This is a genomic window from Buttiauxella noackiae, assembly GCF_000737905.1.
GTDB classification, from domain to species: Bacteria; Pseudomonadota; Gammaproteobacteria; order Enterobacterales; family Enterobacteriaceae; genus Buttiauxella; species Buttiauxella noackiae.
Window position 1 is genome coordinate 1245772 of the sequence record NZ_JPRU01000001.1, and the last position, 11336, is coordinate 1257107.

Consider the following 11336-nt stretch of genomic DNA (forward strand, 5'->3'; position numbering starts at 1 on the left):
CCTCGGTAAGCAGCCCTCCCTTTACAGGGAGGGCCTCCAGTTATTTAAGTGCAGCGATAGCTTGTGCAAAGTTTGGCAGATTAGCTTCGTGCGCTAACAACATATCGCGAGCAATTTTCTCGGCATCTTTATCAGAATGAATCAGCGGGCTTAAATTCAGTGCCAGCAGAACATCATTAAAGTTCCCGCTAAGCGCCGCTTCACTGGCCGCCACTTCAAACCCTTTGATGGTGTAAATCAGGCCCAACACTTTTTCATCAAAATGAGTGATGCGCGAGCTTGGGGTTGCACCATCACGACCGATGGTACAGGTCATTTCGACCGCCCAGTCAGCAGGAATATTATCAACATGGCCGTGGTGCGGCACGTTAACATAGTGCTCGCTTTGCTTGTCGTTATAGATATCGCTGATAACTTCACAAGCTGCGTCAGAGTAGTAAGCCCCGCCACGCAGCTCCAGCTCTTTAGGTTTCACATTCAACGCAGGGTCTTTGTACAGCTCGAACAGTTGCTTCTCGACTTTCTGCACAACCGTTGCGCGCGCGCCACCTTTGTAGAACTCGCCCATTTCGATGGCCAACATCTCTTTTTGCTTGAAGTAGTAGAGCAAATAAGAGCACGGCAGCAGGCGCAGAGAACGAATCAGACCTTCACTGAACGGCAGATCAAAGATGTTTTTCACCGAACCTGCGGTCAAGGTGCCGGACGCCACGCCATCGAGCAGCTCGTCAAAGCGAGAGATACCGTTAACGATGACATCTTTGATGAAGACCATATGGTTCAGGCCGAACAAATCGATATTCAACTCATCTGTTGGTGCAAGTTTCAACACATCTTTAATGAACATTTTCATGCCCACGGGAATGTTGCAAACACCGATGAATTTTTTGAAGTCAGTGTGGCGATAAACCGCTTCGGTTACCATGCCGGCCGGGTTAGTGAAGTTGATGACCCATGCGTCCGGACAAATCTCTTTCACATCATTAATGATGTCGAAAATCACCGGAATCGTACGCAGGCCTTTAAACAAGCCACCCGCACCGTTAGTTTCCTGGCCCAAATAGCCGTAGCTTAGCGGAATACGCTCATCAAGCTCACGGGCTTTAAGTTGCCCAACACGCAATTGTGTAGTAACGAAATCGGCATCAACCAGGGCTTCCCGACGATTGAGAGTCTTATACAGTGCAATCGGTACACCTGCGCGTTCAATCATGCGTAAGCAAAGATCAAAGATAATATCTTGTTTCTCTTTACCGGCTTCGACATCAACCAGCCATAATTCACTAATCGGCAATTCATCGTAACGTTTAATAAAACCTTCGAGTAATTCAGGGGTATAACTGCTCCCACCACCAATTGTGACGACTTTCAATTTTTTACTCATAGGAACTCCGGTACAAGTATTTGCACTGTAATTAATACAGAAATATAGATGTATTATTGAAGATTATATTTAACCCTCACTAATACATTTACAGGATATAAATAAAATCACTTAATGCTATATAACTGCTTCCGATAATGCTGCGGTGTAAATGACGTTAGCTTTTTAAAGTTTTTAATAAACATACTGGCACTACTGTAACCTGACTCAAAAGCAATATCGGTGACAGAGTAGTTAGTGATCTCCAGTTGTTTCTTAGCAAAATTAATTCTTATCTCATTGATAATTTGCATCGGTGTTTTTCCATAGTGGCGCTGTGTAGCACGGGTTAAATATTCCTGTGACTTACCGGACAACTCCACCATATTCACTAATGCTTTATCACCAAACATTGACTTGCCATGCATCAACTCGACAGTATTTTTTAGCCAGCCTGGAATATCACCACCTGACTCAGATTCTTTATGGTGACGCAGACGGTTCACAATATAAAACGTCACCATTTCGAGAAACTCACTAAACTCGCCCTGACGGAAGTTTAATGAAGCAGTCACAGATTCAATATAAGTCAAAAACTCATTCTTAATTTGATAAACCTGTGACGCAATAAAATATGCTGGGAATAACGGTAAATAATGTTGTTCGAAAAAAGCCTTGCTAATACCAACATTCAGAATTCGAGTCGCACCAAAATCATAAAAGCTTTGATGATAAGAGCCGAGTGGAATGAAAACAAAACTCCCTCTTTCCAACAGCACACGTTTACCGTTGATTTCCTGATAATAACGTCCCGTCAATACCACCGTGAATTCGTAATAATCATGCTGATGCAGCCCGGAGACACTTTCGACTTTGTTGTGGATGAACATGTGGAAATGTTGACCATCAAAAAGCTGACTCTCGCGTGCCGTGTTGATTTCCATACTGATTACCGGTGGCTGCATAGGGACTCCAACTTATTTTATTTTTTCGTGAAGCTCAATAAGTTCTGTCACCAGCTCACGCGCCAGCATAGAAGTCATCAGGTGATCCTGTGCATGAACCAACACCAGGCTAACTTTAGTTTTGCCTTCGCCCTGGTCACCTTCAATCAGTTTGGTCTGTACCAGGTGTGCCTGGTTCAGTGCTTCACGAGACTGTGCCATCAACTCCCATGCCTTTTCAAAATCACCGGTTTTAGCGATTTTCAGTGCGCCGTATGCCAGGCTGCGGGCTTGTCCAGAGTTAATGATTAAACCCATTACAACTTCTTCAAGATCGTCAGTATCTACTTCGTTTTCTACTGCGCTATCCAAATCAAACATCTCAATCTCCCGGTGTGTTCAAAGTGGCTGGGGACAGGGGGCCATCCCCAGCCAAAACTTAACATTAGAATTTCAGTGCGTTAGCTATATCTTCTTCGCTTTCTTCTTCTTCAATTACAGCCTGCGCTTTGTTAGACAGGATAACGAACGGAATGTAGACACATGTCGCAACACCCAGGTTAAACAGTGCAACTAACAGTGCTGCAATACTACCGTTACTGTTGAAGAAGGCGCCCAAGCCGGTAGGCATCGTCCACGGGGCCAGGTTGGTGACCGGTGGAATAATTCCCAGAGAGTAAGCCGCAAGCGTGATGGCTGCCAGAATCGGCTGAACCAGTACGAACGGGATAAACATAACCGGGTTCATGATGATTGGCAGACCAAACAGGATAGGTTCGTTAATCTGGAAGATGCCTGATGGCAATGCCAGTTTCGCAACCTGACGGTGATCGGCACGACGTGAAACCATGAAGATGGCGATAATTAAGCCCAGTGTCGCACCAGAACCACCCAACAGGATGTAGGAGTCGAGCATTGGTTTCGCCCAGAAGTGGAACTGTTTACCCGCGTCAAGTGCCGCCTGTACAGAGCCATACTGGTTGTAAATTGCGATGTTTTCCAGCGCCCACGGGGTCATGATGCCGTTGTCCAGCGCAGTAAGCGCCAGTGAACCATGCACACCAAAGAACCACAGCAGGGAGTTGAAGATTACGTACGCCCAGCCCACTACCGCACCCATCGACGCCAGCGGCGTAGAAATGGAGTCCATAATGATCTGGTGGAAGTTGCTACCGTGATTTGCCAGCAGCCAGGAAATAATCCCGAAAATAGACAGGATAATAAAGCCTGGAATTAATGCAGAGAAAGAACGTGATACCGATGTCGGCACACTATCTGGCAAAGTAATAACCCAGTTTCTACGGATGACGAAAGTAAATAGCTCCGCGACAACCAGACCAATAACAATACCGGAAATAATATTCTGACCACCTAACCAGTTAGCGCCAACAGCATAAGCTTCGCCTACGCTATAGGGTGTAACGGTCATAAATGCCGCAACGGATAATAAACCGGCTGCAAGAGGGTCAACTTTACGTTCCTCAGCAAGTGCCATACCAATGAAAAAAGGAGCCATTAGCGACATAATACCTAACGTACCGTTATATACGTTGCCGCCAATGGCTTTTAACCCATTAAGAGTTTCAATGGTTGAGGGATCTAAACGAATACCTAGGGAATAAAAAAATGAACCAGCGCCAAAACTCAGAAATACGTTATTGATTAATACAAACATGGCCCCGGCAAGGGTCAATGGCATTAATTTGATGAAACCATTTTTAATTGCGTTGACGTGCGGTTGCTTCCCAATTTTCACTGCGAAAGGAAGCAATATCTTCTCAAGTGAATCAATGACTTTACTCATTTGTAATTTCCTTTATTGCCGCAAGATTCTTGCGGCCAGGTTGTGTAAGGTCGTTCTTTGACGGAAAAATAAAACAAAATATAAAATTAATTGTTTGCTGCTTTCTTGATAGATGCGACAGCTGCTTTCAGCACGCCTAACCCATCAATTTTGCCGTACATTGCTGAATCAATAACTTCTACCGGTTTACCTGGTAATACTTTCTGAATTTCTGGCAGCATATAAGCGATTTGTGGTCCAAGTAATACCAGATCCGCATCCTTGCCTTTTTCAGCAGCCAGAGTTTCAGGCCAGGCTTCGATAATTACAGGCACTTCATACTTCTCTGCCTGCGCCTTCATTTTTGATACCAGCAATGAGGTGGACATCCCGGCAGAACAAAATAGGTAGATACGTCTTTTAGTCATAATAAATTCCTCACGTTGCAACAGCCTGCATGTCTGAAATCAGCACAACCCACGCCTGCAAAAGGGACTGATTGGAAAGTTCTGATTGTTTCTTGTTGAGAGAAGTATACGGCAACACGCAGGCGGGGAATAATATTGTGAGGCCTAAAATTGTCTCTCCTTGACCATCCGTTTTGATACCCTTCACATTTTGGGTAAATAATTCGCGCAAAGAAAAAAGCCCAAACAGAGTTTGGGCTTTACAATTCTTTCACACCAGAAATCAGTCGTAGGCATTCAATGCGCGCTGGCAAAGGGCTGAGCGCACACAATCTTGTTTGCCAAAGCGGACCACACCTACCATCTCATCTTCTTCAAAACGTGCCAGAGCATCACTCAGGCCGGACTGAACACCCCGTGGCAAATCACATTGGGTGATATCGCCATTGACGATGACCGTCACGTTTTCCCCAAGGCGCGTTAAGAACATTTTCATTTGCGCTGCGGTAACATTCTGCGCCTCATCAAGAATAACCACCGCATTTTCGAAGGTACGTCCACGCATATAGGCGAACGGCGCAATCTCTACTTTGCCAATTTCGGGACGCAGACAGTACTGCATAAAAGACGACCCTAAACGTCGCACCAGGATGTCATACACCGGGCGGAAATAAGGTGCGAATTTTTCCGAAATATCCCCGGGTAAGAAGCCGAGATCTTCGTCAGCTTGCAGAACCGGGCGGGTGACAATTATCCTGTCGACATCCTTATGTATCAGGGCCTCAGCGGCTTTCGCCGCACTGATATACGTTTTGCCGCACCCGGCTTCACCGGTGGCGAATATCAGCTGCTTTTTCTCGATGGCGTTAAGATAGTGCTCCTGAGCCTCATTTCGCGCCGCTATCGGTGAGTTATCACGGCAATCTCTTGCCATACCGATAGATTCAACGCCGCTCATCTGCACAAGCGTTGTGACCGATTCCTCTTCGCGCTGTTTATGGCTACGCGAATCCCGTCTCAGCACACGTTTTGCTTCACGACGAGCTTTGATCACTGCTTTCTGTCTTCCCATGGATGGCACCTTACAGTTGGTTTCATTTCCCGCGCCACAGCACAGTGCGCGATTATGTTCACTAACGGATGAGGTTTGGCTTCCTTTTAAGCCATGAACTGCCGGTTGAGAGGATGCACCAGTTAGACGAATTACGCCGCTTAGCGCATCGTTAATACATTGATTGATTGTGGATTCAGGGTTTTTAGCGGTGAAGATAGCGAAGCCGGAGGAGATGCCTCCGCGCTGATTTGTGCGGGTAAGATGTTTGTTCAATCGTCCAGTACAGGACCCTACCATTCGCGATCTCCATTGTGATTAAGATTCACAGCCGGGAACTACCGCTCGTGCTTTAATTACATCAAAAATTATCTAAATTGCAACTTTTATTTTACTTTAAATCAACATTCGCGTTTCGTCATTCGCTTATCAAATTTATGACATAAAAATATTACACTTTTATATCAAAGGTATAGTCATAGAGAAATTGAATGAATACCAGGCAGGCAAATTGTTAGCAATTGAAAAATTAGCAGGAGAAGAATTATAGAAAGAGAGGTGTTTGACGTGAGAGTAGAACGCCCTCACCCCAGCCTTCTTTCAAAAAAGAAGGTCAGGATGAGAGTCATTCCAAAATGATTAAATCAAGCTTCTAAAAGCCCCTGCCCTAAATAATGCTGCTTATCCACAACACCCGGCAATACAAAGAAGTACCCGCCGCCAATCGGCTTCACGTACTCCTCCAGCGCTTCGCCATTAAGACGTTGCTGCACAGCCAAAAAACCTTTCTCAAGGTCATGCTGGAAGCAGACAAATAACAATCCCATATCCAGTTGCCCGGACTTTGATACACCCAGCGAATAGCTGTAACCACGGCGCATCATCAGGCTGGACTGCGTCTCTTTGGTGCGCGGGTTCGCCAGACGAATATGAGCATCAAGCGCAATCACATTACCGTCAGGATCGGCTGCATAATCAGGCTCGTCGTGCTCATTCTTCATACCTAGCGGCGCGCCGCTGTGTTTATCGCGGCCAAAAATCGTTTGCTGCTCTTTTAGTGGCGTTCGATCCCAGGACTCAACATGAAACTGAATAATACGCACTGCCTGATAGCTGCCACCTACCGCCCATGAGGGTTCCTGCTGGTCTGCCGTCACCCATACCACATTATCCATCAGCGGCTTATCTTCACTGTTGGGATTGGCCGTACCATCTTTAAACCCTAACAGGTTGATAGGCGTTTCTTTGCCGCGACTACGCGCTGCGTGGTTAGAGATAAACCCTTCCCGCTTCCAACGCACACTTAGCAAATCTGGCGTGTGTTTGATGATATCGCGCAGCGCATGGATAACCGTGTCGGCGGTATTGGCGCAGATTTGCAGCAATAAATCCCCGTGACACAAGCTGGCATCGAGCGAATCGTTCGTAAAGCGTTCCATCTTTTGTAACTTCTTCGGCATCTGTCCTTTAAGACCATAACGATCGTCGAATAGCGATGTCCCTACAGAGAGCGTGAAAGTCAGGTTATCAGGGTAAATCTGCGCACCGAGAATCCCTGAATCCATTGGTGGCATCCGCGGATTAGGGGTATCCGGAGCAGGCCCACCCGTAGTGAGGAAATCGAAACGCGCAGACAGTAACTTGAATAAACGCTCAAGGTCAGCTTTATCACTGGCCAGCACATCAAAGGCAACCAACATCATTGCCGCTTGCTGTGGAGTCAGTACGCCAGCCTGATGCTCACCGTAAAACGGTTGCTTTTCCATGCGTGCATCAGGGGGCAAGGTTCCGGGTGAGGTTTCTTGTTTTGCAGCATGCGCTACCGGGCAACCACCGGTAACGGCAAGGGCGCCACCAAGCGCGCCCAGGCTTTTCAGTAACCGACGGCGCGCCGGAAGATGGCCGCCGTGTTTAGTTTTTTCTTCCATAAAACTTAGTCCAGACCCAGTACGCCACGCAGTTGTGACAAGTCTTCCGCCAGTGCCGTTACTGGCCCTTTCAGTGCATTGCGGTCAGCATCGGTCAGTTTGTCGTAAGTCTCGTAACCGTCTTTGGTTTTGTACTTAGCGAGAATAGTGTCAACTTTCTTGAAGTTGGCATCCACTTTTGCCAGCAGCGGAGCGTTGTCTTTAGTCAGTAACGGGCGCAGCAAGTTAACAATTTTCTGTGCACCATCGACGTTTGCCTGGAAGTCCCACAGGTCAGTACGGCTGTAGCGATCTTCTTCGCCACTGATTTTGCTCGCCGCGACTTCTTCAATCAGGCCCGCTGCACCGCCCACAACTTTACTCGGCGGGAATGCCAGCTCAGAAATACGCGTTTGCAGATCCAACACGTCGTTGTTGAGCTGATCGGCATATTTTTCCATGCCCTTGGTGGAGTTATCACCAAACAGCGCTTTCTCCAGACGGTGGAAACCGGTGAATTTCGGATCGTTCGCTTTCTGCTCGTAATCATCTTCGCGGGCATCAATACTACCGTCGAGATCGGAGAACAGTTCAGCAATAGGTTCGATGCGCTCGTAATGCTGGCGTGTCGGCGCATACAGGGATTTCGCTTTTTCGATATCGCCGGCTTTCACAGCGTCAGTAAAGGCTTTTGTACCTTTAACCAATTCTGCAACTTCCGCAGTCACATAAGCTTTGTATTCGGTGATTGGGCCGGCCAGTGCCATAAGGTCGTTTTTTGGTGCAGTCTGATCGCCCGCCGCTTTAACGATAAGCTTGCCCTTAGGGTTGCTTAGCAGGCCACAAGTCATATCGTATTCGCCAGCTTGCAGGTTAGCGGTCATTTTCTGAGAGAAACCAGGTGCGATGTTCTCACGCTCTTCAACTACCATCACCCCTTTGAGGATTTCCCACTCAAGCGCTTTCTGGCTGTTGTTTTGAATGATGAACTGGGTTTTACCGGCGTTAACCGTAATGTTCATCGGTTCGCACTGTTTATCAGTCACAGTGACTTTTACCTGAGGAACATCAGCCGCATGGGCCGTAAAAGCAGTAGAAACAAGAGCAACCAGCGCAACATTCAGCGCCTTAAGACGGAAGTGTGTATTCATGGCCAATCCCTTTCAAACAAAAGTATGTTGTAACTAAGCGACGAGATGCGCCGCAATATTATTAGCGAACGCTATTTGTCGCTTGAGTGTTAATACGTGGTGGAATAAAGAACAGTACCAACGCGGGAACCAGGTAAATAAAGTACATCCCGACTTCACTGACAGTTGGCGTTTCCTGATAACCAAAGATCCCTTCCAACAGCGTTCCGGTAAGAGAATGAGTGGTAAGAACATTACTGAGGTCAAAAGCGATATCCTGGAAGTGATTCCAAAGTCCCGCTTCGTGGAATGCACGAACTGCACCCGCTGCAAGACCTGCTGCCACCAGTAAAATAAACAGGCTGGTCCATTTGAAGAACACGGCAAGGTTCAGACGAATACCCCCCCAGTAAAGTAAGAAGCCAAGCACAATCGCGGTGCCCAGACCAAGCATCGCACCAAGTGGTGGCATGATGCCCACATCCTGCTGGAACGCAGCCAGCAGAAAGAATACCGACTCCAGCCCTTCACGGGCGACGGCGAAGAACACCATTAAAATTAGCGCCCAACCGTGGTTGCCTTTGCTGTGTAGCGCTTCGTCGACTTTCTGCTCAAGCTGCCCTTTCACATTGCGCGACACTTTGCGCATCCAGAACACCATCCAGGTCAGAATAAAGACCGCGATGACGGCCACAATGCCTTCAAATAGCTCCTGCTCTTTTTGCGGGAACTCACCGGTGGTTTCATTAATAAAGATGCCCAGGCCTAAGCAAAGTGCAGCCGCCGCCACAACACCAATCCACATCACGCCAATCCACTGGCCGCGTTGAGTACGCTTCAGATAGCTGGCAATCAGGCTAACAATCAGCGCGGCTTCCAGGCCTTCGCGTAACATAATGAGAAACGGGACAAACATTACTGACACCCCAACTGTGAACCCAGGTCAAAAGACGTAAAGAAAAGTAAACCAGAACGATTGTGATTATCATTACCGCAAAAATAAACACAAGAGGAGAATTTAGTTATTTATGAACACTTGTAAAAAGGGCCGCTATTTGCGGCCCTTGCAGGATTATTCAGGTTGTAACTTCGTTGGCGGTGCGGTGTGGTATATCTCGTCCGCTTCCGCGAAGCGTTTCTGCATTGAGGTACTTGGTGCTTTACCAAGCAGGCTTACCACCACAATGCCGATGCTGCCGAAGATAAAGCCTGGGATGATTTCATACAGGCCGAGCCAGCCGAACTGTTTCCAGACGATTACGGTCAGCGCACCGATGATCATGCCAGCCAGCGCGCCATTACGCGTCATTCGTGACCACATTACCGAGAACAGTACAACCGGGCCAAATGCGGCACCGAAGCCTGCCCATGCATAGCTGACCAGACCCAGAACGCGGTTTTCCGGGTTAGCCGCCAGGGCGATGGCGATAAGAGCCACCAGCAACACCATAAAGCGCCCTACCCATACCAGCTCTTTTTGCCCCGCATCTTTACGGAAGAACGCTTTATACAGATCTTCAGTGATTGCACTGGAACAGACCAGCAGCTGGCAGCTCAGCGTGGACATCACCGCAGCTAAAATTGCCGACAACAAAATGCCCGCAATCCATGGGTTAAACAGCAACTGCGCCAGTTCGATGAACACACGCTCGCTATTCTGGTTAACCGCGCCTGCCAGTGATGGATTATTGGAGAAGTAAGCAATGCCAAAGAAGCCCACGGCACACGCACCACCCAGGCACAAAATCATCCACGTCATACTGATGCGACGCGCTTTAACGATGGTGTGATGTGAATCTGCCGCCATGAAGCGCGCAAGAATATGTGGCTGACCAAAGTAGCCCAGACCCCAACCCATCAAAGAGATAATTGCGACGAAGTTGAGCCCTTTGAGCATATCGATGTTTTCAATGCTCTTTTGTTTGATAACCATCATCGAATCATCAAACCCACCAACCGCTATCACCACCATCACCGGCGTTAAAATCAGGGCGAAAATCATCAAACTCGCCTGAACGGTGTCCGTCCAGCTTACAGCCAGGAAGCCACCAACAAAGGTATAAATGATAGTTGCCGCGGCACCCGCCCAGAGCGCGGTTTCGTAGCTCATGCCAAAGGTGCTTTCGAACAGACGCGCCCCGGCCACGATGCCAGACGCACAATAGATAGTGAAGAACAGCAGAATCACTAACGCGGAGATAATACGCAATACACGACTTTTATCTTCAAAACGTCCGGTGAAATAATCAGGCAGTGTCAGTGCGTTGTTGTTCACCTCGGTATGAACACGCAAACGTCCGGCGACCAGTTTCCAGTTGATGTAAGCGCCCACAGTCAGGCCGATGGCAATCCAGCTTTCCGAAATACCGGAAAGGAAGATAGCGCCAGGCAAGCCCATCAGCAGCCAGCCGCTCATGTCGGAAGCGCCCGCTGATAATGCGGTGACCACACTACCCAGGCTGCGACCGCCCAGAATGTAGTCATCAAAGTTTTTGGTTGAACGCCAGGCGATAAACCCAATCAATATCATGCCAAAGATATAGATGAAGAATGTCACCAGCATTGGTGTACTCATGGTCATGCAAGTTCTCCAGATTATTCCGGTGTTACCCGGTATTACCGTGCCGGAACGTAGCTCGGTTTATTTATAGTCATTTCACTTCGCGACAGTTTCCTGCTGGAAGCTTTTTTATTCACAAACGTTTTAACACAACATTCACAATAAATTCACCGTACAAAAAATAGCTTTTT

Annotated in this window: 10 protein-coding genes; all 10 read right to left on the reverse strand. The window is 47.7% G+C overall.

What is annotated here, in order from left to right; all coding sequences use genetic code 11:
- Nucleotides 1-40: 40 nt before the first annotated feature.
- Entirely contained in the window at nt 41-1384 is a 1344-nt protein-coding gene (locus tag IX31_RS05765; RefSeq protein WP_034456262.1) for a 6-phospho-beta-glucosidase, read from the reverse strand.
- A 107-nt stretch (nt 1385-1491) separates the two neighbouring features.
- Complete coding sequence (gene chbR, locus IX31_RS05770) at nt 1492-2328, reverse strand: transcriptional regulator ChbR (protein WP_051880561.1); 837 nt, start codon at nt 2326-2328, stop codon at nt 1492-1494.
- Nucleotides 2329-2340: 12 nt separating this feature from the next.
- Nucleotides 2341-2688 (reverse strand): PTS N,N'-diacetylchitobiose transporter subunit IIA, encoded by a 348-nt coding sequence (chbA, locus tag IX31_RS05775; protein ID WP_034456263.1) that lies wholly within the window; start codon nt 2686-2688, stop codon nt 2341-2343.
- Between the two features lie 64 nt (nt 2689-2752).
- On the reverse strand, nt 2753-4111 hold the full coding sequence (gene chbC / locus IX31_RS05780) for a PTS N,N'-diacetylchitobiose transporter subunit IIC (protein ID WP_034456264.1): 1359 nt from the start codon (nt 4109-4111) through the stop codon (nt 2753-2755).
- Nucleotides 4112-4197: 86 nt separating this feature from the next.
- On the reverse strand, nt 4198-4518 hold the full coding sequence (locus tag IX31_RS05785) for a PTS sugar transporter subunit IIB (protein ID WP_034456265.1): 321 nt from the start codon (nt 4516-4518) through the stop codon (nt 4198-4200).
- A gap of 262 nt (nt 4519-4780) precedes the next feature.
- A complete protein-coding gene (phoH, locus tag IX31_RS05790; RefSeq protein WP_034457187.1) occupies nt 4781-5569 on the reverse strand; it encodes a phosphate starvation-inducible protein PhoH in 789 nt (262 codons plus the stop codon).
- A 623-nt stretch (nt 5570-6192) separates the two neighbouring features.
- Nucleotides 6193-7476 carry an iron uptake transporter deferrochelatase/peroxidase subunit gene (efeB, locus tag IX31_RS05795; protein WP_034456266.1) on the reverse strand — a complete coding sequence of 428 codons (1284 nt, stop codon included), beginning with the start codon at nt 7474-7476 and terminating at the stop codon, nt 6193-6195.
- Nucleotides 7477-7481: 5 nt separating this feature from the next.
- Nucleotides 7482-8606, reverse strand: a complete 1125-nt coding sequence (efeO, locus tag IX31_RS05800; protein ID WP_034456267.1) for an iron uptake system protein EfeO — start codon at nt 8604-8606, stop codon at nt 7482-7484.
- A gap of 61 nt (nt 8607-8667) precedes the next feature.
- A complete protein-coding gene (gene efeU, locus IX31_RS05805) occupies nt 8668-9501 on the reverse strand; it encodes an iron uptake transporter permease EfeU (protein ID WP_034456268.1) in 834 nt (277 codons plus the stop codon).
- 156 nt (nt 9502-9657) lie between these two features.
- Nucleotides 9658-11166 (reverse strand): sodium/proline symporter PutP, encoded by a 1509-nt coding sequence (putP, locus tag IX31_RS05810; RefSeq protein ID WP_034456269.1) that lies wholly within the window; start codon nt 11164-11166, stop codon nt 9658-9660.
- Between the last annotated feature and the right edge of the window lie 170 nt (nt 11167-11336).

What these genes read in the sequence shown, in the direction of transcription:
- chbR (WP_051880561.1), bottom strand. Translation starts at nt 2,328, where the DNA reads ATGCAGCCACCGGTAATCAGTATGGAAATCAACACGGCACGCGAGAGT.
- putP (WP_034456269.1), bottom strand. Translation starts at nt 11,166, where the DNA reads ATGACCATGAGTACACCAATGCTGGTGACATTCTTCATCTATATCTTT.
- chbC (WP_034456264.1), bottom strand. Translation starts at nt 4,111, where the DNA reads ATGAGTAAAGTCATTGATTCACTTGAGAAGATATTGCTTCCTTTCGCA.
- IX31_RS05765 (WP_034456262.1), bottom strand. Translation starts at nt 1,384, where the DNA reads ATGAGTAAAAAATTGAAAGTCGTCACAATTGGTGGTGGGAGCAGTTAT.
- efeO (WP_034456267.1), bottom strand. Translation starts at nt 8,606, where the DNA reads ATGAATACACACTTCCGTCTTAAGGCGCTGAATGTTGCGCTGGTTGCT.
- efeB (WP_034456266.1), bottom strand. Translation starts at nt 7,476, where the DNA reads ATGGAAGAAAAAACTAAACACGGCGGCCATCTTCCGGCGCGCCGTCGG.
- efeU (WP_034456268.1), bottom strand. Translation starts at nt 9,501, where the DNA reads ATGTTTGTCCCGTTTCTCATTATGTTACGCGAAGGCCTGGAAGCCGCG.
- chbA (WP_034456263.1), bottom strand. Translation starts at nt 2,688, where the DNA reads ATGTTTGATTTGGATAGCGCAGTAGAAAACGAAGTAGATACTGACGAT.
- IX31_RS05785 (WP_034456265.1), bottom strand. Translation starts at nt 4,518, where the DNA reads ATGACTAAAAGACGTATCTACCTATTTTGTTCTGCCGGGATGTCCACC.
- phoH (WP_034457187.1), bottom strand. Translation starts at nt 5,569, where the DNA reads ATGGGAAGACAGAAAGCAGTGATCAAAGCTCGTCGTGAAGCAAAACGT.